The organism is Streptomyces sp. B21-083 (assembly GCF_036898825.1).
Lineage (GTDB): Bacteria > Actinomycetota > Actinomycetes > Streptomycetales > Streptomycetaceae > Streptomyces.
Genome location: NZ_JARUND010000001.1, coordinates 5242873 through 5265581 on the forward strand (window position 1 = coordinate 5242873; position 22709 = coordinate 5265581).

The 22709-nt window shown below is 70.0% G+C and carries 27 protein-coding genes and 1 pseudogene; 7 read left to right on the top strand and 21 right to left on the bottom strand.

Annotation, left to right across the window (positions count from 1 at the left end; translation table 11 throughout):
• Window positions 1-36: 36 nt before the first annotated feature.
• Genes QA861_RS23510 through QA861_RS23520 form a run of 3 tightly spaced genes read right to left on the bottom strand, consistent with a single transcriptional unit; the run spans window position 37 to window position 2794 of the window.
• Window positions 37-621, bottom strand: a complete 585-nt coding sequence (locus QA861_RS23510) for a hypothetical protein (protein WP_334590266.1) — start codon at window positions 619-621, stop codon at window positions 37-39.
• The gene (locus QA861_RS23515; protein ID WP_334590267.1) at window positions 618-2105 is read right to left on the bottom strand and encodes an ATP-binding protein; all 1488 of its coding nucleotides are present in this window, start codon (window positions 2103-2105) and stop codon (window positions 618-620) included. The genes QA861_RS23510 and QA861_RS23515 overlap by 4 nt, the downstream gene beginning before the upstream one ends.
• The gene (locus tag QA861_RS23520; protein ID WP_334590268.1) at window positions 2102-2794 is read right to left on the bottom strand and encodes a response regulator transcription factor; all 693 of its coding nucleotides are present in this window, start codon (window positions 2792-2794) and stop codon (window positions 2102-2104) included. Before QA861_RS23520 ends, QA861_RS23515 begins: the two co-directional genes overlap by 4 nt.
• Window positions 2795-2987: 193 nt before the next feature.
• Between QA861_RS23520 and QA861_RS23525 the strand changes: the two genes are divergently transcribed.
• The 4 genes from QA861_RS23525 to QA861_RS23540 are packed head-to-tail and all read left to right on the top strand — an operon-like array spanning window position 2988 to window position 7406.
• Complete coding sequence (locus tag QA861_RS23525; RefSeq protein ID WP_334590269.1) at window positions 2988-3944, top strand: DcrB/PsbP domain-containing protein; 957 nt, start codon at window positions 2988-2990, stop codon at window positions 3942-3944.
• On the top strand, window positions 3941-5437 hold the full coding sequence (locus tag QA861_RS23530; RefSeq protein WP_334590270.1) for a peptidoglycan-binding protein: 1497 nt from the start codon (window positions 3941-3943) through the stop codon (window positions 5435-5437). Before QA861_RS23525 ends, QA861_RS23530 begins: the two co-directional genes overlap by 4 nt.
• On the top strand, window positions 5434-6135 hold the full coding sequence (locus QA861_RS23535; protein WP_334590271.1) for an ABC transporter ATP-binding protein: 702 nt from the start codon (window positions 5434-5436) through the stop codon (window positions 6133-6135). The genes QA861_RS23530 and QA861_RS23535 overlap by 4 nt, the downstream gene beginning before the upstream one ends.
• Window positions 6132-7406, top strand: coding sequence for an ABC transporter permease (locus QA861_RS23540; protein ID WP_334590272.1), 1275 nt, complete (start codon window positions 6132-6134; stop codon window positions 7404-7406). Before QA861_RS23535 ends, QA861_RS23540 begins: the two co-directional genes overlap by 4 nt.
• Window positions 7407-7639: 233 nt before the next feature.
• Here QA861_RS23540 and QA861_RS23545 read toward each other — a convergent pair whose 3' ends face one another.
• From QA861_RS23545 to QA861_RS23555, 3 genes are read right to left on the bottom strand one after another with little or no spacing between them, the layout of a single operon-like run.
• A complete protein-coding gene (locus tag QA861_RS23545) occupies window positions 7640-7837 on the bottom strand; it encodes a hypothetical protein (protein ID WP_334590273.1) in 198 nt (65 codons plus the stop codon).
• Entirely contained in the window at window positions 7834-8025 is a 192-nt protein-coding gene (locus tag QA861_RS23550) for a hypothetical protein (RefSeq protein WP_334590274.1), read from the bottom strand. Before QA861_RS23550 ends, QA861_RS23545 begins: the two co-directional genes overlap by 4 nt.
• Window positions 8022-8303: a hypothetical protein gene (locus QA861_RS23555; protein ID WP_334590275.1), complete on the bottom strand. Its 282-nt coding sequence runs from the start codon at window positions 8301-8303 to the stop codon at window positions 8022-8024. The genes QA861_RS23550 and QA861_RS23555 overlap by 4 nt, the downstream gene beginning before the upstream one ends.
• A gap of 418 nt (window positions 8304-8721) precedes the next feature.
• Here QA861_RS23555 and QA861_RS23560 point away from each other — a divergent pair, with 418 nt between their 5' ends.
• Both QA861_RS23560 and QA861_RS23565 read left to right on the top strand, forming a co-directional pair.
• A complete protein-coding gene (locus QA861_RS23560; RefSeq protein WP_334590276.1) occupies window positions 8722-9594 on the top strand; it encodes a helix-turn-helix domain-containing protein in 873 nt (290 codons plus the stop codon).
• Window positions 9591-9803 (top strand): DUF397 domain-containing protein, encoded by a 213-nt coding sequence (locus QA861_RS23565; protein WP_334590277.1) that lies wholly within the window; start codon window positions 9591-9593, stop codon window positions 9801-9803. The genes QA861_RS23560 and QA861_RS23565 overlap by 4 nt, the downstream gene beginning before the upstream one ends.
• Before the next feature lie 135 nt (window positions 9804-9938).
• On the opposite strand, the gene QA861_RS23570 is transcribed toward QA861_RS23565, so the two are convergent.
• From QA861_RS23570 to QA861_RS23595, 6 genes are all read right to left on the bottom strand, one after another.
• Window positions 9939-10295 (bottom strand): hypothetical protein, encoded by a 357-nt coding sequence (locus QA861_RS23570; protein WP_334590278.1) that lies wholly within the window; start codon window positions 10293-10295, stop codon window positions 9939-9941.
• Entirely contained in the window at window positions 10292-10753 is a 462-nt protein-coding gene (locus tag QA861_RS23575; RefSeq protein WP_334590279.1) for a prevent-host-death family protein, read from the bottom strand. Before QA861_RS23575 ends, QA861_RS23570 begins: the two co-directional genes overlap by 4 nt.
• Before the next feature lie 32 nt (window positions 10754-10785).
• Window positions 10786-11019, bottom strand: a complete 234-nt coding sequence (locus QA861_RS23580) for a hypothetical protein (protein ID WP_334590688.1) — start codon at window positions 11017-11019, stop codon at window positions 10786-10788.
• A 52-nt stretch (window positions 11020-11071) separates the two neighbouring features.
• Entirely contained in the window at window positions 11072-11329 is a 258-nt protein-coding gene (locus QA861_RS23585) for an alpha/beta hydrolase (protein WP_334590280.1), read from the bottom strand.
• Window positions 11330-11441: 112 nt separating this feature from the next.
• Window positions 11442-11891, bottom strand: a complete 450-nt coding sequence (locus QA861_RS23590) for an ALF repeat-containing protein (protein WP_334590281.1) — start codon at window positions 11889-11891, stop codon at window positions 11442-11444.
• A 111-nt stretch (window positions 11892-12002) separates the two neighbouring features.
• On the bottom strand, window positions 12003-13088 hold the full coding sequence (locus tag QA861_RS23595) for a Rieske 2Fe-2S domain-containing protein (RefSeq protein ID WP_334590282.1): 1086 nt from the start codon (window positions 13086-13088) through the stop codon (window positions 12003-12005).
• Window positions 13089-13377: 289 nt separating this feature from the next.
• On the opposite strand from QA861_RS23595, the gene QA861_RS23600 reads away from it, so the two are divergent.
• Window positions 13378-14187 carry a methyltransferase domain-containing protein gene (locus QA861_RS23600; RefSeq protein WP_334590283.1) on the top strand — a complete coding sequence of 270 codons (810 nt, stop codon included), beginning with the start codon at window positions 13378-13380 and terminating at the stop codon, window positions 14185-14187.
• A gap of 85 nt (window positions 14188-14272) precedes the next feature.
• Here QA861_RS23600 and QA861_RS23605 read toward each other — a convergent pair whose 3' ends face one another.
• From QA861_RS23605 to QA861_RS23645, 9 genes and pseudogenes are all read right to left on the bottom strand, one after another.
• A complete protein-coding gene (locus QA861_RS23605) occupies window positions 14273-15943 on the bottom strand; it encodes an AMP-binding protein (protein WP_334590284.1) in 1671 nt (556 codons plus the stop codon).
• Window positions 15944-16033: 90 nt separating this feature from the next.
• Window positions 16034-16755 (bottom strand): annotated as a pseudogene (gene fabG / locus QA861_RS23610) (3-oxoacyl-ACP reductase FabG).
• A 54-nt stretch (window positions 16756-16809) separates the two neighbouring features.
• Complete coding sequence (avaA7, locus tag QA861_RS23615; protein WP_334590285.1) at window positions 16810-17733, bottom strand: 3-diazoavenalumate denitrifying reductase; 924 nt, start codon at window positions 17731-17733, stop codon at window positions 16810-16812.
• Between the two features lie 5 nt (window positions 17734-17738).
• Window positions 17739-18344, bottom strand: a complete 606-nt coding sequence (locus QA861_RS23620; RefSeq protein ID WP_334590286.1) for a hypothetical protein — start codon at window positions 18342-18344, stop codon at window positions 17739-17741.
• A complete protein-coding gene (gene avaA6 / locus QA861_RS23625; RefSeq protein ID WP_334590287.1) occupies window positions 18341-20038 on the bottom strand; it encodes a 3-aminoavenalumate diazotase in 1698 nt (565 codons plus the stop codon). Before avaA6 ends, QA861_RS23620 begins: the two co-directional genes overlap by 4 nt.
• Window positions 20025-20780, bottom strand: a complete 756-nt coding sequence (locus QA861_RS23630; protein WP_334590288.1) for a hypothetical protein — start codon at window positions 20778-20780, stop codon at window positions 20025-20027. The genes avaA6 and QA861_RS23630 overlap by 14 nt, the downstream gene beginning before the upstream one ends.
• Window positions 20777-22024: a beta-ketoacyl-[acyl-carrier-protein] synthase family protein gene (locus tag QA861_RS23635; RefSeq protein ID WP_334590289.1), complete on the bottom strand. Its 1248-nt coding sequence runs from the start codon at window positions 22022-22024 to the stop codon at window positions 20777-20779. Before QA861_RS23635 ends, QA861_RS23630 begins: the two co-directional genes overlap by 4 nt.
• A complete protein-coding gene (locus tag QA861_RS23640; protein WP_334590290.1) occupies window positions 22014-22346 on the bottom strand; it encodes an acyl carrier protein in 333 nt (110 codons plus the stop codon). The genes QA861_RS23635 and QA861_RS23640 overlap by 11 nt, the downstream gene beginning before the upstream one ends.
• The gene (locus QA861_RS23645) at window positions 22343-22618 is read right to left on the bottom strand and encodes an acyl carrier protein (protein WP_334590291.1); all 276 of its coding nucleotides are present in this window, start codon (window positions 22616-22618) and stop codon (window positions 22343-22345) included. Before QA861_RS23645 ends, QA861_RS23640 begins: the two co-directional genes overlap by 4 nt.
• Between the last annotated feature and the right edge of the window lie 91 nt (window positions 22619-22709).

Sequence of the window (22709 nt, forward strand, 5' to 3'; positions counted from 1 at the left end):
CGTGCGCACGCCCCTGCTTTCCTGCCAGGCCAACTGCTAGGCCTGGTCTCCTGTTCTGGGCCAAGGCGTGGCGGCGGAGAACGGGACCGATTTGGCGCAGACCGCGTTGTTCCCCTCGGCGGTCCACTGTCTCTCGACGACTTTCGTGGTGGCCTTGACGACCACCTCCACCGATTCGACGTCCGGGTCCTCGGCCTGGCGGGCGTCGAGGAGCGTGCAGGCCAGCGGCTCGAGGCCCAACGCGCTCAGTGCGTCGGCGGCTGCGGCGTACTCCGGTCGATCGTCGAAGCGCAGTTCGACCGTCACCCTGGTGCCATCGGTCCGAACCACCGGATCCTTCTCCGGCTTCGGCAACAGCCCGACCACGCCCGCCTCCCGCTCCGCTTTGCTCGGGCCCTGAAACACCAGTTTGACCGCCGCCACGGCGTCGACCCGCTGAGGAACCCGGCGCAGGGCCCTGATCAGGCCGAGCTTCCCCGGGAGGTAGACGGTCGCGGTCGACCGGACACCGGTCGCGGGGTCTCCCGACCCCACCACCCCGGTGGTCGGGATACCGCAGCCACCGAGCAGAAGCGCCGCCGCGACAAGCAGCACGGGCCGATGGACCTGGGCCGGGTTCATGAGGTGCTCTCCTCGGGGACCGACTCGTCCCGTCGCAGCGGGAGTTCGACGGTGAAGACGGCGCCGCCGTGCGCACCGTTCGCCGCCTCGATGGTGCCGCCGTGCAGGTGGACGTTCTCCGAGGTGATGGCGAGGCCGAGGCCGCTGCCCTCGGTTCTGGTGCGGGCCGAGTCCGACTTGTAGAAGCGGTCGAAGACATGGGGCAGGACACTTTCGGGAATGCCCGGCCCACTGTCCCGCACCTCGATGACCACCCGCCGCCCGTCGTCCGGGTGTTCCCACGCGTAGAGGTTCAGCTGTACGGGGCGCCCGCCGTGGCGGAGTGCGTTGCCGACGAGGTTCGCGACGATCACGTCCAGGCGGCGCGGGTCGAGGCTGCCCCGGAGTGTGCCGGGCGGCGGGAGCCGGATGTCGACCGTGTCCAGCCAGGCGCGGGAGGCGAGGGTGCGCTGTACGGAGTCGGCGAGGTCGATCTCGTCCAGGTGCAGGCTCGCCGCGCCCGCGTCGAAGCGGGAGATCTCCATCAGGTCCTCGACCAGGCGGGCCAGCTTGACCGTTTCCTCGCTGATGAGCCGTACGGCGGTGGCGGTGTCCGGGTCGAGTCGGGCCGCGTCCTCGTCGAGGATGTCGGTGACCGCCGTCATCGCGGCCAGCGGGGTGCGCAGTTCGTGCGACACGTCGGCGGCGAAGCGGCGCGCGCGTGCCTCCATGCGCCGCAGTTCGGCCACCGACTCCTCCAGGGCGGCGGCGGTCTCGTTGAACGTGTGGGAGAGGTCGGCGAGTTCGTCGGAACCGTTGACCGCGAGCCGGGTGTCGAGGTGCCCCTCGGCGACGCTGCGAGTGGCCCGGCGCAGCTCCCGTACCGGCCGCAGTACGCCTCGGGCGGCCAGCAGCGCGAGCAGGACGGCGACGGCCAGCGCGGGAACCGTGGCCCGCTCGACGGCGGGGACCAGTGCCTGGACGTAGGCCCGTTCGTTGGTCTGCGGCACTGTCAGGAAGACGCGCAGGCCGGACAGGTCGGACGTGGGCTGCTGCGCGGTGCCGAAGGTGACCGGCAGGCCGACGACGAGTGCGGGGCGGCCGGCCGTCGTCACCCGCTGGAAGACGGTCTCGCCCTCGGAGGCCACGGCCTCGCGCATGGCGGACGTCAGCTCGTCGAACCGGTCCCCCGGTGCGGAGGTGGCGCTCAGGTCGCCGTAGAGGGCCAGCACACGCCAGTTCTTCGACGGTTCGGAGTTCGCCAACCGTACGGCGAACGCGTCCAGTTGATCCTGATCCGGCGGAAAGGGGTCAAGGTCGGCGGTGAGGGCGTTGACATGGTCGCGGAACTGCCCGATCACCCCGTCCTGGCTCTGCTGGAGTACGCCGTTGCGCGCCTCCCGGAAGGTCAGGGCGCCGGTGGTCAGGGTGGCGACGGCGGCGACCAGCAGAAAGGCCACCAGCAGCCGGCCACGCAGGCCCCGAAGCAGCCGTGGCGCCTTCACCGGGCCCTGAACTGGTAGCCGAAGCCGCGCACGGTCTGGATGTAGCGCGGCTGACCCGGGGGTTCGCCCATCTTGGTGCGCAGCCGTTTGACGCAGGCGTCCACCAGCCGTGAGTCTCCGTGATAGCTGTGTTCCCAGACCGCCTGCAGGAGTTGCTGTCGGCTGAACACCTGGCCGGGCGAGGCCGAGAGGGTCAACAGGAGCCGTAGTTCGGAGGGGGCGAGGGTGACCGGTGCGCCCTGGTGGGTGACGGTCAACGCGGCCCGGTCGATGGCCAGTTCACCGTGGGTCTCGGTCTTCGGCACGGCTCCGTCGGCGGGGGTGCCGCCGACCCGGCGCAGGACGGCACGGATACGGGCTTCGAGTACCCGGGCTTGGACCGGCTTGACCACGTAGTCGTCGGCTCCCGCTTCGAGTCCGACCACGATGTCCACGTCGTCGCCCCGGGCGGTCGCCATGATGATCGGTACCTGGTCGTCGGCGGTGCGGATGTGGCGGCACACGTCGAGCCCGGACATGCCGGGCAGCATCAGGTCGAGGACCACGACGTCCGGCCGGAACGACCGCAGCTGGGACAGTCCGTCCTCACCCGTCCCGGCGGCGGCGACCTCGTGCCCCTGGCGGCGCAGGGCGAGTTGGACGCCCTCCCGTACGGCGCGGTCGTCTTCGATCAGCAGGACACGTGGCATGTGCTCAGTATCCGTACAACCGCAGGCCGGACCAGGGCTGTTACGGGACGATCACATATTCGCGGACAGCTGCCCCGCTCTGACGTCCCGTCACCGACGGTGCGGCTGTTGCCGTTTGATCACACTCCGGGCCAGTTGCCATCACACCGCGCCTCCAGCCTGAACCACCATGACCGCACAAACGAGCACGAGCATGCCGAAGAGGCTCCGCGTTTCCGTGGCCACCGTCCTGGCGATCGGCCTGCTGCCGATCCTGGCCGCCTGCGGCGGTTCGGACGACAAGTCCGACACGGGCAACGGCTCCACGTCCGCGAGTGGCGCGAACGCGGCGAACGACAGTACGACGAACGCCGACGGGGCGGTACAGCTCAACGTCCCGGACGACGCGGACGACGACACAAAGAAGCTGTACATCACGGAGAACGCCATCGCGGCCTGCATGAAGAAGCAGGGCTTCACCTACACGCCGCACGTGGGGGCGCCGGGCGCGGACGAAACCGTCGCCGGGCTCGAAGCGGAGGACTACGAGGCGGGGAAGAAGGTCCGGGGGAAGTACGGGTTCGGCAACTACGCGGCAGCCGTCTACCCCGACGACCCCAAGGCCCCCTTCGGCAACGCGGGAGGCAGGCAGAGAGGCAAGGTCCTCGACCCCGTCGACAACGACGAGAAGGGGTTCACCGACGCCCAGAAGAAGGCGTACGAGGCGGCACTGGTGGGCCCCCCGGCCAAGAGCAAGGCGGAGGAGAAACTCGGTGGCTGCGAACTGGCGGGCTCGGTGGCGGCGAACGGACCGGCCCTGAGCGCCGAGGAGGAGAAGAAGGCGTGGGACGCCAAGGTGGAGGAGAACCGCGCGAACGGTCTCGCGCTCAACGGTGACACTCAACTGGTCCAGCTGGCACAGGAGTTCGCCGCCTGCCTGAAGGGCCAGGGGATTCCGGTCACCACCACCCAGCCGACCGGCATGCCCGACATGGTGCGGCTGAACCAGGAGGTCTCGGAGGACCACTTCAACCTGACCAAGGAGGAGGCGCTGCCGCTGCTCACCAAGGAGATCGACCTCTCGCTGAAGGACCTGGAGTGCGGCAAGAAGTTCCGGGCCGCGTACTTCCCCAAGCAGAAGGCCCACCCGTACTGGGGGGACAACGCGTGAGCCGACTCAACAGTCGCAAGCAACTGGGCGCGCTGGTCGGCGCGGTGGTCCTGGTCGGCGCGGGCGGCTGGATCGCCGGTACGCAGGTGCGCTCGCCCGCCGACGCCGCCGCCGCGCACACCGCGCCGAAGGCCGGCCCGGTGACCGTCGCCGTCCAACGCCAGTCCCTCACCGCGACCGTGGTGGCATCGGGGTCCGTCGAGTTCGCCTCGCCGCGCCCGCTCGCGCTGGCCGGCTCCGTCGGCACCGGGGCGTCCTCGGCCGTGGGCGGCGAGGGCGCGGAGCAGCGGATCACCAAGGCGCCGGTCGCCGGTACCGAGGTCAAGGAGGGCGACGTACTGATGGCGGTCAACGGCCGTCCGGTGCTCGCGCTGAGCGGAAACGTACCGATGTACCGCGCCCTGGGCCCGGGTGCCTCCGGTGACGATGTGAAGCAGCTCCAGAGCGCGCTGCGGCGGCTCGGTTTCGACCCCGGCTCGATCAGCGGCAACTACCGCAAGGGCACCGCGACAGCGGTCGCCAACTGGTACACGAGCAAGGGGTACGAGGCGCAGAAGCCCAGCGCGGAGGACCAGCAGCAACTGGGCCAGCTCCAGCAGGCGGTGTCCGCCGCCCAACAGGCGCTGCTCACCACCAACAGCGCAGACGGTACGGGGTCGGGTACGGAGTCGGGCGGGGCGCCGGCTACGGAGACGGGCGCGGGCGGCGGTACGAGTACACCCAGCCCCCAGTCGAGCACCGACGCGCGGATCCACCAGCTCCAGCTGGACTCCGCGAAGAAGTCGCTGGACATGGCGAACACCGCCCTCAGCACCTTCCAGGCGTCCTACGGGACGAAGGTCCCGGCCGGCGAGGTCGTCTTCTTCCCGAAGCTGCCCGTACGGCTGAACAAGGTGACGGTGAAGACGGGGGACAGCGCGTCCGGCCCGATCGGCACCGTGACCAGCTCCGACCTCGAGGTCCAGGCGGTCGTCCCCGGCTCGGACGCACAACTGCTCAGGAAGGGCATGGCTGTCGAGCTGACGACGACGGACGGCAAGAAGGCGGCGGGCAAGGTGTCCGCGCTCGGCGCCGACGCCGCGCCCTCGACAACGGGCGACGGCGGGACGGACGGGGCGGGCGAAACCGGCGAAGGGTCCGCCGGGACCACGTCGCAGGACACCGGGACCGAAGCCGCCGACGCCTCCTCCGGCAACGCCTCGGCCCCGGTCCAGCTGCGGATCTCCGTGCCCAGCTCCGGTGAACTGGCCGACGAGGCCGAGGCTGCGGTGAAGGTGACCATCAAGATCGGTGCCTCGGACGGAAAGGTGCTGGTCGTACCGCTCGCCGCGATCCGTACCTCGTCGGACGGAAAGGTCCGGGTGCAGGTCGAGCGCGGCGGAAAGCTCAGCGACGTCCATGTCACCGTCGGGCTCTCCGCGGCAGGTCTCGTCGAGGTGAAGCCGACCGGCGGCACACTGGAGCAGGGCGACAAGGTGGTGGTGGGCGAGTGACCTCCGACCCGGACGCCGTCATCGAACTCACCGATGTGGAGCGTACGTTCGACTCCGAACCCCCTGTGCACGCACTGCGCGGCGTGCGTCTGACCGTGCGGCGCGGGGAGCATCTCTCCATCGTCGGCCCGTCCGGTTCCGGCAAGTCGACGCTGCTCAACACGCTCGGCCTGCTCGACCGGCCCACGGCGGGTACGTACCGGCTCGACGGCGTCGAGACGACCGGCCTCGGTGACCTCGAACGCACCGCGCTGCGCGGCAGCCGCATCGGGTTCGTCTTCCAGTCCTTCCACCTCCTCCCGTACCGCACCGTCGACGAGAACGTCATGCTGGCCGAGGCCTACCGCAGGCCACGCCCCGGGCTCGGACGCGGCACCCGCCTGGCCCGCGCCCGGGAGGCGCTGGACCGGGTCGGGCTCGGGCACCGGTCGGGTTTCCGGCCCGACCGGCTCTCCGGCGGCGAGCGTCAACGCGTCGCCATCGCACGGGCGTTGATCAGCGATCCGGCGCTGCTGCTCTGCGACGAGCCCACCGGCAACCTGGACAGCGAGAACACCCTGTCCGTGCTGGAACTCTTCGACGACCTGTGCGCTCAGGGCATGACCCTGGTGCTGATCACCCATGACGAGACGGTCAGCCGCCGCGCGGGCCAGCGCGTCCGCATCACCGACGGCCGCCTCACCCTGGAGACCGAGTGAAACGCGCGACGCGGGCGGCCACGAGGGCGAGGGCGACACCGTCCGGGACGCGCATCGAACGCCCCTGGATGGACCTCCGGGACCTGTGGACGGAAGCTCTCGCCGGTGTCCTGGCCCGCCCCGTACGCTCCGCCCTGACCACCCTCGGCACAGTCCTCGGCATCACCACGCTGGTCATCACCATCGGGGTGGCGTCCACCGCGGGCAACCAGATCGTCGGCCGGTTCGACGCCCTGACCGCCACCTCGGTGACCGTGACGGTGCCGTCCGCACCGGCCGGCTCGGACGACGGACCCCTGGTGGACTGGTCGGGGACCGACGCGGTCCGCCGTCTCGCCGGCGTGGACTCGGCCGCCGCTCTCGCCGACTCCCCGCTGACCAACAGCGTCCAGGTGCGGTCCAACGACGTGAAGGCGCCGGGCGACATCTCCGGCCAGACCCTGGCCGTGGTCGCCGCCTCGGCCGCCCTGCCCGCCGGGGTACGCGGCGCGATGACCTCGGGACGGTTCTACGACGCCGGTGACATCGCCCGCCGGGCCCAGGTGGCGGTCCTCGGCGACCAGGCGGCACGGCTGCTGGGCATCAGCCGGGTGCAGGACTCCCCGGCGATCTTCTTCCAGGGCCAGTCGTACACCGTCATCGGCATCCTCGGCGGCATCCGGCGCGAACAGCGACTGTCCACCGCCGTCATCCTTCCGCCCACCACCGCAGCGGACCGCCTGGGCCTCCAGGACGTCACCCGCGTACTCATCAACACCGCGATGGGCGCCGCCCAGCAGGTGGCACGCCAGGCGCCGATCGCCCTCGCCCCCGGCCAGGAGAAATCCCTCACCGTCGTGGCCCCGGCCGACCTGTCCAAGGCCCGCGACGGCGTCCAGAGCGACGTCAACGGCCTCTTCCTCGTCCTCGGCCTGGTCTCGCTCGTGGTGGGCGCGATCGGCATCGCCAACGTCACCCTGGTGACCGTGATGGAAAGGGTCGGCGAGATCGGCCTACGACGAGCACTGGGCGCGTCAAGACGCCAGGTGGCCGCCCAGTTCCTCCTCGAGTCGACGACGATCGGCCTGCTCGGTGGCATCGTCGGCGCGGCCCTGGGCATCGCGGTCGTGGTGGGCGTGGCCGTCGTCAAGGAGTGGACCCCGGTCCTGAACATGAACCTGGCCTTCGGCGCCCCCGTCGCCGGAGCGTTGGTCGGCCTCCTCGCCGGCCTCTACCCGTCGCTACGGGCCGCCCGCATGGAACCGGTGGACGCGCTGAGGGCACCTTCCTGAACCTGGACCGCTTCGTCGTTCCTCTGCGGTACCCGTGTCACGACATCACGTTGGACACCCCCTTGTGTCGGTCATGGCCGGTGTCGGGTGGTGGCAGGCGCAGGTGCACACCAGGTAGTGCACGCCGGGTACGCCGGTGTCGCGGGGTTCGGCGTCGCGGCAGCGGGGGTGCTGGCTCAGGACGCATCGGGGGGAGCGGAAGGGGGGTTCGGGTGTCCAGGCCGATTCGCGGGTCATCGGCCGTCCCTTTCCACGTCGAGGTCCGCGCCGCCGACGAGGGGGATGACGTTCCAGCGGGCGCCCTTGGCGTCGCGGTGGTCGTCCTGATGCCCTGGGACGAGGACACACGAGCCGCTCTCGCTGAGCATCGGCGCCCGGTAGAACAGTGAGGCGCGGACCATCCCGCAGGTGGCGGTGGGGTTCGTGGTCATCCCGGACCTCCGTCGTACGCCTGGCGGTAGGCGGCCCACAGGCCCTGCCCGTTCTCGCACCCGTCCTGGGCCTTGCTGACACGCTTGCAGTCGGCGCACCTGCGGGCGTGCTCGAACCAGAGCCGGTAGGCGTGGAGCATGGGCAACTCGGCCTGTCGTACGGCAACTTGAACCCTGGAGCCGGTCATCGGGCCCGCACCGCGCTCAGCTCGGCGTGGATGTCCCGGGCGTCGATGTCGATGCCGAAGTCCACGGCCAGCACCGCGACCGCCCGGCGACGCAAGCGCACCGCCCGTTCACGCGCTGCCCAGTAGGGGCGTACACGGGCCGTACGGAGTGCCGCGAATGCCTCCGTCTCCGCGACGGAGTCCGCGAGGGCGGGCAGATAGGGCCGGGCCAGGCGGGACGCCGAACCGTCCAGAGGCGCCCGGTCGGTGCTGTACGGCGACCGGCGTACCGCAGGCATCCGCATCGCCAACCCAGCAGAACCTGTTGGGTTCAAGCTGGTCATGATGGCGCACACCGACGGTGGAGGTTTCCGTCGGGTTCCGGTCGGCGGGATCAGGCGGGTGAGGCCCCAGAGAACCAGGGTCACCACAACCCAGTGCAGCGCGGCAGCGCTACGCTCGGCCATGTTCATCAACTCCAACTAGTTGGTGGGCCACGCCCCGGGAGTCCTGACCGACTCGCCGGGGTCTTCTTGTCTCTCGTGCTCACGGTCCTCCTTGGCATCAGACATTCGCAATAGAATCTGCCTCGAATCAGCCTTAGTTGAAGAAATGGCACATGCCAACACATACGCATGGCTTCCGCCTCGCACCCAACGGATGCGAGGCTGAACACATCGCACGCAACGCGCGCACATGCGCGGGATCGGGGAGCACATGGCCGCAAAACCGCAGCCAACCGCCAGGCGAATCGGACTCGGCCATGAACTACGGCAGTTGCGCAAGGAGGCCCGGCTCACCATCGCTCAAGCCGTCGACGGTCTGAGCGTCGACGAGAGCACCCTCCAGCGCGTCGAGACCGGCTGGAAGTCCTTCAGGCAGGCCGGCCAGCTGCGGGAGCTGTTGGAGCGCTACGGCATCACGGACGACGACCAGGTGGACCGGCTGATCGCTCTCCAGCGCGAGGCGTCCAGCCGGGAATGGTGGTCGGACGGCAGCACGAACATGCTCTCCGGCATGCCTCGCTTCCTCGGGATCGAGGCGGCGGCCCGGGAAATCCGCGCCTTCCACCCGACCGTCATCCCGGGCCTGCTCCAGACCGAGGCGTACGCGAGTGCCGTACATGAACTGCACAAGCCCATTGACGAGACCACGACCGAGTTCGTGCATCAGAGCGTGGGTATGCGCATGAAGCGGAAGGAGGCGCTGACTCGTGAGGACGACCCCGTGAAACTCTGGGTGGTTCTCAACGAACCGGCCCTGCGGTATCCCGTCGGGACCGCGGACGTGATGCGTGGTCAGTACGACGAACTGGGCGAACTGGCGGCCTTGGAGAACGTCACCATCCAGGTGCTCCCCCACGGGGAGCGGGGTTTCGTGGCGTTCCACGATGTGAACATCATGATCCTCGGCGACGGTCTGCCGACGACCATTCAGAGTGACACCGCGATGCGCACGGTCGCCGTCACCGACAAGCCTCGAGAGGTCGGCCGGTTCTCCCGGATGTTCGACGTCATGGCGTCGAACGCCCTTCCCCCGCGGGACACCCCGAAGATCCTGAACCAGCTAGCGCGAGAGATCACAGAATGAATTCACAGTCACTTACGGTCATAGCGTCCGTTCTGGAGGGCCTGGACTGGGTCAAGTCCTCCTACAGCAACAACGGCGGCAACTGCGTAGAGGTCTCCGGTGACCTACCCGGCATTGTCCCCGTCCGCGACAGCAAGATCCCCCACGGGCCGATCCTGGTCGCTTCCGAACCGGCTTGGGGCGCCTTCGTAGAGCACATCAAGTACTGAGCGCGGAGCAGCGAAGCACCCCCAGCCCTGTGATCGGGGGTGCTTACGCGCACGGAAACGACGCTCTCGTTACCGCGCGGAAGAGGCGACGCCCGCCGCCGGTGAGGCGGTGACGGTGGTGCGGAGCGACGCGGTTCAGCTGTCGGTGTCCTTGGGGTGCCGGGTGGAGGCGTAGACGAGGTGTACGGTCCGGCGCGGTTGGTCGACGAGATAGCGGACACGGCCACCTGCGGTGACCTCGTACTCCCACTGCGGGTATTCCGTGCCGCCGAGGACGGCGGTGGCGAGGCGTCCGCGGAGCCTGTGCTGACGGTCGGGGTCGTTTGTGGAGAGCGGGTTCGTGCGCAGCGCCTCGTAGCAGCGCCGGGTGTTACCCGGGGCTTCGTGGCACAGGTCGCCCCAGCCCTTGGCCGCGTCGTTCGTGGCGAAACGGAGGCGCCATTCCTTGTCGATCGGCGGTGGTGCGACATCGTCGCCGCGTTTGGGGCTCACGGAGCGGGCACCTCGCCGTGGTCCTCGTCCGGGAGCGGGGTGGTCAGCTGTGCCGTCAGGTCGGGATCCGCAAGGATTCGGGCGGTGGCGCGCCATTCGACTATGACGCGGTGCAGGCTGGTGTGTACGTCCAGTTCTGCGGCGTCGTGGGTCGCGTTCACGAGGTCGACGACGAACTCGCGCACTTCCTCGGTGGACAGGTGCCTGGTCCAGGGAAAGACCTCGGGCAGGGCGAGCAGAATCGCGCGGGAACCTTCGTCACTGCCGATCAGGGCTGTGAACAGCCGGGCAGTGACGTCGGCGGTCTCTTCCCGCTGACGGTCATGGCGCTCCGTGGTGAGGTACAGGTCCTCGCCGTCGCGGCGCGTCACATGGACACGGTGGGCGCGGTCGACGGTTTCGGCGACCCGCTTCGAGTTTTTCGACAGGTCGGAGAACGAAACGGTCAGAGTGGACATAGGTGAAACGTAGTTCGGAATATGTTCCGAAGTCAAGGCGGGGTGGCTGGTGAGGTCTGCTGCGCAGGCTGCCGCGCCGCAGGTATCGCCCTGATCCCCTTCTCGTGCGGGAGCAGTACCGGGCTGGTCCGGTGGATCTTGAGGTCCCAGATCTCGACCTCCTCGCGCACCTCGCCCAGGCCTCCGCGCCGGAAGACGAGTTTGCGGGTGGAGGTCAGGAGCCGGAAGGTTCGTGGTGGGCCCCACGCGAAGCCGACTGCGGGCACCGCGGATCGGCGCCGCCCGGTGCTGCCGGAAGTCGCGCGTGGACCGGCCCCCTCAGGACGGCACGGCCGGACACCTGGTGCCGCGTGGTGGCACCGTCAGTGCAGTCAGGTAGCCGTCGACGGTGTGCTCCATGCAGGGGCCGTTGGTGACGCTGCCGTGGCCCTGGCCCTCGTAGGTGAGGAGCACTCCGCTGCGGCCGAGTTGCCGGGCCACGGAGACCGCCCAGGGGTAGCCGGTGGCGGGGTCGTGGAGTGCGTTGGACACCAGGATGGAGGCGATCGTCCTGGCGGCGGTCGCCGATTCCCCCACGCTTGAAGCAACCTCGCGCGAGGGGCCCATCCCGTAGGCGTCTCCTCAGCCTGGCGGCCGAACGTGTCAGGGGCCCCCGCGCTACCGGCTCTGCCCGTCGGAACGGCAGGTTCTAGCGGCCGACCTCGTACTGGCCGACCTCGACGAAGTAGCGCAGTGTTTCCGGGGTGTTGTCGTTCAGGGCCGCGTTCGCTGCCGCGCGCAGGGCGGCGCTGGTGTTCGGGTTGGCCAGTAGCCGCACGATGGTGACGCGGTCGTCCTCGGCCTGGGCGAGGCGGTGGCCGGTCTCGAGCCAGGCGCGCATCTCGGTGACGGTGCCGTTGTCGAGGAGCTGGTTGGCCTCTCGGGTCACGCGCTTGCCGCTGTCGGGGTCGGCCAGGATGCGGACGATCGCGATGCGCAGATCGTCCGCGTCCATCTCGTCGTAGGGGGAACCCGTGTCCGCCGAGGCCACGGCGGCGGTCGACGGCGTCGCGGCGGTGGCCACGGACGGAGTGGAGAGCAGCAAAGCCGGAGCGAGGGCACCGGCGGCCAGGGCGAGGGTCGCACGGGTCAGTCTCAAGAAGTCAACCACCTTTGTGTAGTAGTCGCGGAGCGCGACGGCAAGACGACGATATTGACAACGTTGGCCTGGTCGGGGCAGTGCCCGGAGCATGCAGTCTTCACGGGGTCCTCATTGCCGAACCTCGACCCCGGCCTCGACCCCGACCCCGGCCTCGGTCGGCACGGTCGGCTGACGTGGCGCCGGGATCGTCACGTCCGGCGGGTAGAACTGCGCGTACCAGCGCCGAATCGCCCTGATCCCCTTCTCGTGCGGGAGCAGTATCGGGCGGGCCTGGTGGATCTTGTGGTCCCAGATCTCGACCTCCTCGCGCACCTCGCCGAGGGCTTCCGCGCGGAAGACGAGCTTGAGGGCGGGGGTAAGGAGCCGGAACGGGAAGCGGGCCGGTTTGCGGATGTAGTACAGCATCCGGAGTTCGCTCGTGTTGTCGTCGACCGGGGTGGTGAAGGCGACCGCTGTCACCGAAAGGACCGGGCCGTGCACCCGGACCACCATGACGCCCGGACCGTACATGTACGCGTCGAAGGTGTTGTTGATGTCCCAGCGGAGAACGCGGCGGGCGATCCGGCCGCGGGCCTCGGCGTAGGGGCCGTCCTCGCTCCAGTCCTGGACGGGGGGTTCGCTCTGGCCGTGGATGTAGTGGAAGTGGGACTCGTCGACGATGTTCTCGCGCATCTCCTGGACGTGGACACGCGCCCGGCAGATGTCGTCGATCGGCGCGGCGTAGTCCTTGGACTCCGTCTCGGGGATCTCCGGTACCTCCCATGACGGCTCGCCCGGTCCGGCGTAGACGAGGACGAGCCCGCTGTGCTCGCGCACCGGGAACCCGCCGAGGGACACCTTGGGGGTGCGGGCGGCGAACGGTGCCTCCACGCACGCGCCGTCCGTACCGAACCGCCAGCCGTGGAACGGGCACACCACCGTGCCGTCCACGACCTTCCCGCCGGCGCCCAGGTGGGCGCCGTAGTGGGGGCAGTGCGCGTCCCGTACGGTCGCCCGGCCGTCGGTGCCTCGGAAGGCGATGAGTGCCCGTCCGAAGTAGTGCAGGCTGACGACCTTCCCCGGCCGCAGCTCGGCGCTGCGGAGTACGGCGTACCAGCCGTACGGGACGAACGGCATCGGGTACTCGTCGGCTCGGGGGTCGCGGGGGAGGGAGTGCAGGGCCGCACTGCTGTCATGACTCCGCCATAAACGCATGTGCTGATGCTAGGCATGTTTCAGGCGGGACTGTAGAGGGCCGTGAGGTCGAGTCCGTGGCTGGAGGATCTGCGCGCCCTCCGAACGCGCCTCCCGGGACATGGGGACGCGGGACCCGGGGGCACGGGACATGGGGACACGGGGCATGGGGGCAACGGCGGGCAAGGTCATCGGCGCCCGGATTTCTCCTGACGTACCGTCAGTTCCCTTGCTGCTAAGCTGAGTTGACTCATCGACAAGCGCTACCCGCACTCAAGAATCAGGCACCCCTGACGGGAGACAGCAGCTCGTGGACACCACCGGACCACGCACCGCCGAAAGCCTTGCCGCTCGCTTCCACGACGTCGACTCGTCCGGCGTCCCCGAGGATTTCATCGCCTATCTGCGGAAGATGGAGGAGAGCGAGAGCGGCCGCGCCGTGCGGGAGGTCACCTACCGCGCTCTGGAGGCCGCCGAGGGCAAGGGAGCGGACATCGGGTGCGGCGCCGGCCGTGCCGTCGCGGACCTCGTACGGCTCGGAAAGGACGCCGTGGGGGTCGACAGCAGTCAGGCCATGGTCGACGCGGCCCTGGTCAGGTTCCCGCACTGTCGCGTCGTCAGGGGCAGCGCCTTCGAGCTGCCGTTCGAGGACGGTGAACTGTCGTGGTACCGGTCCGAGCGGACCTTCCTCCACTTCGGCGCTCCCGCCGAGGCACTGTCCGAGGCCCGCAGAGTACTGAGGCCGGGCGGGACGATCGTTCTCGCGGACCCCGATCTCGGGTCGATGGTGGTGAGTTCGCGGTTCTCGGAGACGACCGACGCGGTCAAGGACGCGTTCTGCTCGGCCGTCCCGAATCCCCACGCCGGCACCCACAGCGCCTACCACCTCGCCGACGCGGGATTCACCGACATCGAGATCGTTCCCGTCATGGCGACCCTGAGCGACCACGCGTCCGCGTTCGACGTGGTGCTGCAGCCGGCCCTGACGGCGGCTCTCACCCAAGGCACCGTCAGCGAGGGGGCGGCGGTGCGGTGGAAGGACGACCTGAGCGATCTCTCCCGCCGGAACGCCTTCACCGCGACGGCGACCTTCTTCATCACCACGGCCCGCCTCGGATAGCGTCGTCGCCCTTCGCCCGGGGACGATTCTCCCGGGCGAACCGAATCTCTCAGTCCGCTGACCGGTCCGCTGATCAGTCGGCTGATCAATCGGCTGAGCGGAGCTGAAGCCGGTCCCGGAGCAGGTTCTTTCGAACCTTGCCGGTCTCGTTGCGCGGCAGTGCGGACAGGAGTTCCAGGCGGGACGGCAGGCACCATTCGCTCATGCCGAGCCCGCCGAGCCAGTCGCGCAGGCCATCGAGGGTGGGCGTCCGCTCCCCCGCGACGACGACCGCGCAGGCGAGCTCGCTGCCGTGGCCGCCCGGGTAGGCGACCAGGGCGACATCCCGTACGTCGGGGTGGTCCAGCAGGGCCGACTCGACGTCACTGACCGGGATCATGATGTCGCCGATCCGGTCTTCGGCGCGGCCGTGCAGCCGGATGCCGCCGTGGCCGTCCGGTGCCACGAGGTCACCGGTGTCGTACCAGCCGTCGTCGTGCTCGGCGAGCACGGTCAGCCGGCCGTCGTCCCGGCCCCAGGTGGCCAGGCAGAGGGAAGGGCTGCGGACGAAGAGGCGGCCGGGCTGGTCGTCGCTGATCGGGTGGTCGGCCCGTACGTCGATCTCGTGGCCCGGGGCGCAGCGTCCAACGGTGCGGCCGGCCAGGTCCGGGTGTTCTCCGGAGCGGGTGAAGATGTTGGCGCCCTCGGTCATGCCCCAGCCCACGTTCAGCGGGATTCCGAAGGTCTCGGTCACCCGCCTGAACAGCGGCTGCGGCACCACGGTGCCTCCCGCGCGGATGACCCGCACGGTGGGCAGTCGCAGCGAGGTGCGTTCCATCGCGTCGATCAGGGCGGAGAGGGTGACCGGGACGATGACCATCCAGCTGACCTGGGCCTCGGCCAGGAAGGGGATGACGGCCTCCGGCTCCCAGAGGTCCGTCATGACCGCGCAGGCCCCTCGGTGCAGCGGCATCAGGAGCCCCATGGTGAGGCCGACGATGTGTGTCGCCGCGTTCGGTGAGTAGACGCGGCTGTCGGGGCCGATACCGTCGGCGTCCGCGAGGGGGGCGTACCAGGCGTACGAGGTGTTGAGGGTGTGCAGCACGGCCTTCGGCTCGCCGGAGGTGCCGGAGGTGAACAGCACCAGGGAGACCCGGTCCGGGTCCACGACGGACGGATCCGGCAGGGCGCCGTGCTCCGTGTGCTCCGCGCGCTCGAAGTACTCGCGGAAGTCGAGTTCCCCGTCGTGCCCGTCGTGCCCGTCGGCGGGTCGCTCGCCGAGCACCACACGGTGGCGCAGTGCGGGCAGCCGGGGTGCCATCTCGGCCAGCGCCTCGGCGTGCTCGAAGTTGTCCCACCGGTCGATGGTCACGCAGACGACGGCATCCAGCCGGCGCAGCATCCGCTCCAGCTCACGGGGGCGGAACGCGCACATGATCGGCGCGGCGACGGCCCCGAGCCGGGCGCAGGCCAGTACCAGCGGTCCGATCTGCCAGCGGTTCGGCAACTGCATCGCGACGACCTGACCGCTGCGCACCCCCAGCGCGTGCAACGCGCCGGCGAAGCGGTCCACATACTCGGCGTACTGCGCGTAGCTCAGCCGCACGACGCCCCGGCCGGCCTCCGACACGAGAAGGGCGGGGGCGTCGGGGGTCTCGGCACGCCACCGTGCCAGGTCGTCCAGGATGGTGCCGGCGCGCCAGGCGTCCTCCTTGCGGTACTGCTCCACGGTGGTGGCGGATGGGCGCAGCGTGGCGATCGGGTTCACAGCTTCCACTTCCGGCTTCACTTCCGGCTTCACTTCCGATCTCACTTCGGCATAGGGAAAATATTCAAGTTTGTTGTGTTTTATTCCGTCGGGCAGGCTTCAGTGCCCCAGCCCCGCGCCCCCGTCCACCGGAATCACAGCCCCCCGCACATACCCCGCCCCACCAGGAACGCCACGGCGTCCGCGACCTCGTCGGGGTGGGCGAGGCGGCCGGCCGGGGTCTGGCGGAGGAGGTCGCGGCGTTGTTCGGGAGTGAGGGCGCTGCTCATGTCCGTTTCCGTGAGGCCGGGGGCCACCACGTTGCAGGTGATGTCACGTGGGCCCAGTTCGCGGGTCAGTGAGCGGGCGAAACCGATCAACCCGGCTTTTGACGCCGCGTAGTTGGTCTGGCCGGCGGAGCCGTGCAGGGCTGCCGTGGAGGAGATGAGGACGATACGGCCGTGACCTTCGCGGAGCATCCCGCGCACCGCGCGCTGGGTGACGCGGAAGGAGCCGGTGAGGTTGGTGTCGATGACCGAGGTGAAGTCCGCCTCCGTCATCCGCACCAGCAGTCGGTCGTTCGAGGTGCCCGCGTTGGCCACCAGGACGTTCACCGGGCCGTGTGCCGACTCGGCCTCCTTGAAGGCCCTGTCGACCGCCTGACTGTCCGTCACATCGCAGCGTACGGCGAGGAATCCCTCCGTTTCCGCTTCCGGGGGCTTCTGGTCTCGGTACGTCACCGCGACCCGGTCGCCCGCCGTGGCGAAACGGCGGGCTATGGCCAGCCCGATCCCCCTGTTTCCGCCGGTGACGAAGACCGAACGGGGCGTCGCCTGCGCCATCATGGCTTCACTCTCCATGCCACCCTCCATGCCATCCTCCATGTCGGGGTCCGGTCATTCCTGGCCCAGCCCGTCGCGCCAGCTCGGTCGCAGCGGCTTCCAGCCAAGTTCCGTACGAGCCCGCGCGTTCGACGCGCCGGCCGCCGCGGTGAGCTGGTGGGTCATGAACCAGCCGAACATCCGGAGTGCCATCTCCACCGGGATCGTGCGCGGCGCCGGGGCGCCCAGCACCCCGGCGTAGTGCGGCAACCACTGGGCGGCCGGGGCCGGTTCGTCGTCCGTGATGTGGAAGGCGCCGGTGGCCTCCGACTCCACGGCCGCCAACGCCGCCCCCACGGCGTCCTCCACATGCAGGAACGAGGTGATCCCGGCCCCACCCCCGGGCAGCGGGATCTGCCCCGCCAGGATCTGCTGCCCGAGGGCGGTACGGGCGTACCCGGTGCCGGGGCCGTACAGCGTCCCGTACCGCAGCACCGCGCCGCTCAACTCCAAGGAGGCGCCCAGTACTTGCACCTCCAGTGCGGCGACCGCCTGTACGGTGGCCGCCCAGCCGGGGTCCGGGGCGTCCACGTGCAGCGGTACGTCCTCGTCGACGACCGTGTCTCCGGTCGGCGCGGCGGCGAAGGCGATGGACTGGGCGACCAGCCGCCGGGCACCGGCCGCTCGGGCCGCCGCGACCAGGTTGGCGGTGCCCTCGGTGCGCAGTCGCGCGGTCTGCGCGAAGGCCTCCGGGGGGTTGTCCGTCATCAGCCGCAGCGCCGTCATCTGATGGACGACCACCTCTGGGCGTACCTCCGACAAGGCGGCCAGCAGCGCTTCCCGGTCGAGGGCGTCGGCGACCACGATCGCGTCCGCTTCCGGAGCGCGGGCCCGGGACTCCTCCCGGACCAGCGCGCTCACCTGGTGGCCCCGCGCGCGCAGCGCACCGACCAGGGGGTGCCCGACCACTCCGGTGGCTCCGGCAACAAGTATCCGCATGACGTTCAGTCCTCCGTGATGTCGCGAGTAAGGGGTGTGCGTACGCGCATGAGCAGGCGGCATGCCTTGTCGCCGTCGCGCAGGCAGGTCTCGGCGCGGTTCTCCGTGAGGGTGACGCCGAGGCCTTCGGACCAGCCGGCGTGGATGTCGGTGCACGGGCACCGGTAGCCGTCCAGTGAGCCGGCCATCCGCACCATGGTGACGGCGAAACTCCGGCGGAGCGTGAGGACGATCAGACCCTCGTCATCGGTCACGTCCTCGACCTCGGTGGAGGCGTTGCGCAGTTCCGGCGGGAACATCCGGTCGCCGCAGTCGTCGTACCGGTGGCGCAGTTCCTCCAGGTCCTTGTGGGTGTCGCCGGTGGCGGGGAGCGGGCCGGAGAGGCGACCGACGCGCTGTCCGACGTGCGTCGCGACCTTCCGCAGCGCCTCGGCGTTGAGCTCGTTCGCGGCCTCCTGCCCGAACCGGCTCGCCACCCCCTGGTACCAGTTCGCGTCGTGCTGCCACCACAGCCGGTAGGCCTCGCTCGCCCGCGCGCGGTGGTTGACGCCCTCAGCACCCGAGCCCGTACCTGGACCCGTGCCTGTGCCTGTACCCGTGCCCGTGCTCATTGCTGTTGCTCCTTGGCCTCCGAAGCGGCGAAGCGGTCGCGCATCACTCGCTTGAGGACCTTGCCGGTGGCGCCCTTGGCGACGTCGTCGGGCTTCATGCGCAGGGCCCGGGTGACCGGGGGGAATCCGGCGGCCCGGAGAGCTGTGTTGACCCGGTCGGTCAACTCGGTGTCGTCGCCGCCCTGTTCGTCGGAGAGCTGGAGCAGCGCGTATGCCTCCGCCACTCCGTCGCCGTCCCAGTCCGCGCGTACGCCGTCGTCGGCGACCCCGACCACCGTGCAGTCCGCGAGCTCGGGCAGTTCGCGGAGCAGGAGTTCCTCGGTGCGGGTGCTGAAGACGACGCCGGCGAGGGTGCGGATGGCGTCCGGGGCGCGGTCGAGGTGGTAGAAGTTGCCGTCCTCGTCCTGGTGGGCGAGGTCGCCGGTGAGCCAGTAGCCGCCGAGGCGCATACGGTTCCAGGTCAGCGAGTCGTTCCAGTAACCCGGCGTGAGAGTCGGCGACTTGAGGCCCAGGCGGCCTATCTCGCCGGGCGGCAGCGGGGTACCGTCCTCGGCGAGTACGGCGGCCTCGGCGAAGCTGATCGGCCTGCCGACGCAGCGCGAGTAGGCCGAGGTGTCCTTGGTGTGCCGGTTGTGGAAGACGGAGTAGCCGGCCTCGGAGGAGCCGAGGCCGTCGACGAAGACCGAGCCGTCGACGCGGGTGCGCCGCAGGTCCTTGCCGATCGTCTGGTGGCTGCCGTGCCGCACGAGGGCCCGGATGTGGGCTTCGTGGGCCGCGTCCCCGGTGTTGAACCACACCTGCACGCTGGACAGGTCGCGGGCCGAGAGATCCTCGGCGGCCATCTCGCCGAAGGTCCCGGCGAAGGCCAGCACGGTCGTTGGCCTGAACTCCTCGATGGCGTCCAGTACTTGGGCGCCGCGCTGGCTGGAGAGGAGCTTGATGTCGGTGCGTAGGAGGAGGCAGTAGAGCAGCGTGGCGACCATCGCGTTGTGGGCGCCGGGCAGGCCGACCAGGGTGCGTTCCATGTCGGTGCCGGTGGAGTAGCGCAGGCGGTGCAGTTGCGCGTACATCAGCGTCCGGTGGGTGTGTGGAACTCCCTTGGGCATACCGGTGGTTCCGGACGAGTGGGAGATGAGCACCGGGTCGGTGGGGTCGTGACGGTAGGGGTGGGAGGGCGGGAGCGAGGCCCGGTGTTCGGGGCGGATGTCGGCGGCGGTCGCGCGGAAGCGAAGGCCCGAGGCCGAGCCCGAAGACGTCGATGCCGTCGCCGGTGCCAGTACGTCGTGGTGTTCGAGGTCCGTGAAGGCACCTACGGCGCCCTGCCGTCGTACGTACTCCCGAGCGATGTCGGGCGGCAGGTTGCCGTTGACGAACGAGGGGATCGCGCCGAGCGAGGTCAGCGCCAGGTAGTTCACCGCGAACTCGGTGCTGGAGTAGGAGTGGAGGGCCACCGGGTCACGGGGGCGAACACCCTGGGCGGCGTACCAGCCCGCGTAGGTCTCGACGGCCTCCTGCAACGCCCCGAGGGTCAGCTCGGTGAGGTAACTACCGTCCGGAGCACGCCAGTTGCCGTCCGTGCGAAGGACGACCTCGTCGCGTGGGCGGTCGTACGCCGCCAGCCGGGCCAGGATGTTGCCGGCGCCCAGTTCGGTGTCGGAGCAGATCCGGGCCCGCTCCTGCCTACTGATGAGCATGGGGATGGGTCTCCGTCTCGGTACGTGGTTCGGCATGGGCGGTGGCCAGCTCGAACAGACTCTGGATGCTGCCGGGTTGCCCGGCCGTCCCGGTGGGCCTGACCAGCACCGGCGCCCCGGGCGCGTCGCAGGGACGGCCGAGGAGTACCGCCGCCGCCAGGCCCGCCGACTCGGGGAGATCCGCGAACGTCAGCCCGCTGTCCGCCGCCAGTTCACGGTGTACGGCGGCCACGCGCTCGCCGCCGCCCAGCTCCACCCCCAGTACCAGGACCCGGTCGAGCTCCTCGTCCTCGAGCAACAGGTCTGCCATGGAGAGGAGTTCACTGAGCGAGTCGTCGAGGGTGGAGAGGCTGAACATCTGGCCGGTGATCCCGAACTCCCGACTCATGTGCCCCAGCACGGAGTTGGCGGTGGCCTGCATGAACAGCAGGGGGTTGTGGACCCGCCCGGACACCATGCGCCGGCTCGCCAGGTCCGCGGTGGTGGTGTCACCCATCAGGCTGGCCAGCGCCACGGCGGTACGGTCGCCGTCTCCGGGGTGCGCGGTCAGGCACCTGCCGCTGACCTCGTACGCCAGCGGACTGAACGCCGACTCCACGAAGCCGGGGAGCTTCGGCAGCGCGATGTCGTCGTCCAGGCCGGTGTCATGGGTGGCCGTGGCGGCGGCGAGGACCGAGAGGGAGGAGCGGGAAGGAAGGGAGGAGCGCGGGTCAGCGGGGTGGGTCTCGTCGGTCGGGGTCACGGCCGCTCCAGGACGAGTGCGGTGTTGGCGCCCCCGAAGGCGGCGTTGATGGTGAGGGCGCGGCGCACGTCGGCGGGGCGCGGGTCGTTCGGCACGTAGTCGAGGTCGCACTCCGGGTCGGGGCTGCCGTATCCGGCGGTCGGCGGGAGTACGCCGTCCAGCAGGGCCAGCATCGTGATCACGAACTCCACGACACCCGCGGCTTCCAGGAGGTGGCCGGTGGTGGACTTGGTCGAGCTGACCGGTATCGACTCGGCGTGTTTCGGGAAGGCGGCGCGCAGGCCCCTGGTCTCGGCGCCGTCGTTGTACTTGGTGCCGGTGCCATGGGCGTTGACGTAGTCGAGGGACGCGCCGTCCGGATCCCCGGCCCGCCGCAACGCCTGTTGTGCGGCACGGGCGAGGCCGGCGCCCTGCGGGTGCGGCTGGGCGATGTGGTGGGCGTCGGTGGCGGCGCCCCACCCGACGACCGACGCGAGCGGCCGGGCACCGCGCCGCCGGGCGTGCTCGGCGGACTCCAGCACGACGGCCGCGACACCGTCGCCCAGCAGCAGCCCGGTCCGATCGGCGCTGAACGGGCGCACCATGCCGTCCCGCGACAACGCCCGCCCCGAGTCGAACTTCCCGAAGGTCTCCTCCTCGACCAGATACCCACCCGCACAGACGGCGACCTCGATCCGCCCCGAGGAGATCAGCCGGCAGGCATGAATGATCGCGGCGGCGGAAGCGACACAGGCATTGGTGAAGGTGAGCCGGGACCCGGTCAGCCCAAGGCCCCCGGCCACCAACTCGGCAAGCCGAGCGGGCACGGCGTCGGCGAGGCGTGCCCCTATAGGGGCACGGGGAACTGCGCGACCAGCCGCAACGGACCCGCGCCCTTCATACGGCGATCCCCCCGGAGCGACCGGCACAGAATCCCCGGCGCCCCGCCAATACCGGGTGACGCTCCGATGATCCCCGGCCACCCCCAAAAGCACCGCCGCCTCCGCACCCACCCCGAGCCCGGCCATGCCAAGCGCGAGCGCCCCGCACTGGCCAAGTGCGTCCCGCAACGCCCACCCCTCGACGGAGTCGCCCGCCCCGTCGGGCGCCGCCGCGGCAACCGCCGTCCGGTACGGCGCCGTGTCGAACCGCGTGGTGGGCCGGAACGCCGGCACCCCCGCGAACACCCCGCGCCGCAACGCCTCCGCACCCTCACCGAACGCGGTCCGTACCCCGTAGCCGGTCACCGTCACTTCATGCGTCATCCCGGGCGCCCCCTTTCCGGGCGGTACGCAGGTGTTCGTTACGCATGTGTTCGGTACGCAGATACTCGGTGAGCCGCCGGAGGGAGGTCAGCCCGGCGATGTCCTCGTCGGTGGGCTCGACGACCAGGCAGTACCGCTCCTCCACCACATGCAGCAGCCACACCAACCCGAGGGAGTCCAGGACCAGTTCGGCGTCCTCCCCGAGGTCGTCGGGCAGCCCCGGGAAGATCTTGCGGTCCGCCAGCAGCTCCCGTACGGAGTCGGTGGTGAGGCCGGTGACGGGGATGGCGCCGGTGTCGGAGGCCCCCGTGCTCGTACTCATGCCTTCGCACCACGTCGGACGACCTCGGCGACGAGCCCGCCGAGGGTCAGGGTGGCCAGGGGTTCGATGTCGGTGTCGGGGATCTCGACACCGAACCGGGACTCCAGGCGCAGGGTGAGTTCGATCAAACTCAGGGAGTCGACATCCAGCCCACCGACGGTCACCGGGCTGTCGTCCGTGATGCCGTCGCGGCTCAGCAGGATGTTCATCTCGTCGATGACCGATGTCAGGACGAACTCGCGGATCTCGTCTTCCAGGATCGACGTACTCATGGTCACTTTCTCCAGTGGGGAAGTCGAGCGCCTTCAGGGGCGCGGGGAACTGCGCGACAAGCCACAACGGGCCCGCAGACAAAGGACAACC

Coding starts and splice junctions, on each gene's coding strand:
- avaA7 (WP_334590285.1), bottom strand. CDS start 17,733: ATGCGGATACTTGTTGCCGGAGCCACCGGAGTGGTCGGGCACCCCCTG.
- QA861_RS23575 (WP_334590279.1), bottom strand. CDS start 10,753: ATGTCCACTCTGACCGTTTCGTTCTCCGACCTGTCGAAAAACTCGAAG.
- QA861_RS23635 (WP_334590289.1), bottom strand. CDS start 22,024: ATGACGCATGAAGTGACGGTGACCGGCTACGGGGTACGGACCGCGTTC.
- avaA6 (WP_334590287.1), bottom strand. CDS start 20,038: ATGCTCATCAGTAGGCAGGAGCGGGCCCGGATCTGCTCCGACACCGAA.
- QA861_RS23645 (WP_334590291.1), bottom strand. CDS start 22,618: ATGAGTACGTCGATCCTGGAAGACGAGATCCGCGAGTTCGTCCTGACA.
- QA861_RS23565 (WP_334590277.1), top strand. CDS start 9,591: ATGAATTCACAGTCACTTACGGTCATAGCGTCCGTTCTGGAGGGCCTG.
- QA861_RS23525 (WP_334590269.1), top strand. CDS start 2,988: ATGCCGAAGAGGCTCCGCGTTTCCGTGGCCACCGTCCTGGCGATCGGC.
- QA861_RS23640 (WP_334590290.1), bottom strand. CDS start 22,346: ATGAGTACGAGCACGGGGGCCTCCGACACCGGCGCCATCCCCGTCACC.
- QA861_RS23595 (WP_334590282.1), bottom strand. CDS start 13,088: ATGCGTTTATGGCGGAGTCATGACAGCAGTGCGGCCCTGCACTCCCTC.
- QA861_RS23555 (WP_334590275.1), bottom strand. CDS start 8,303: ATGCCTGCGGTACGCCGGTCGCCGTACAGCACCGACCGGGCGCCTCTG.
- QA861_RS23545 (WP_334590273.1), bottom strand. CDS start 7,837: ATGACCACGAACCCCACCGCCACCTGCGGGATGGTCCGCGCCTCACTG.
- QA861_RS23520 (WP_334590268.1), bottom strand. CDS start 2,794: ATGCCACGTGTCCTGCTGATCGAAGACGACCGCGCCGTACGGGAGGGC.
- QA861_RS23550 (WP_334590274.1), bottom strand. CDS start 8,025: ATGACCGGCTCCAGGGTTCAAGTTGCCGTACGACAGGCCGAGTTGCCC.
- QA861_RS23510 (WP_334590266.1), bottom strand. CDS start 621: ATGAACCCGGCCCAGGTCCATCGGCCCGTGCTGCTTGTCGCGGCGGCG.
- QA861_RS23620 (WP_334590286.1), bottom strand. CDS start 18,344: ATGAGCACGGGCACGGGTACAGGCACAGGCACGGGTCCAGGTACGGGC.
- QA861_RS23560 (WP_334590276.1), top strand. CDS start 8,722: ATGGCCGCAAAACCGCAGCCAACCGCCAGGCGAATCGGACTCGGCCAT.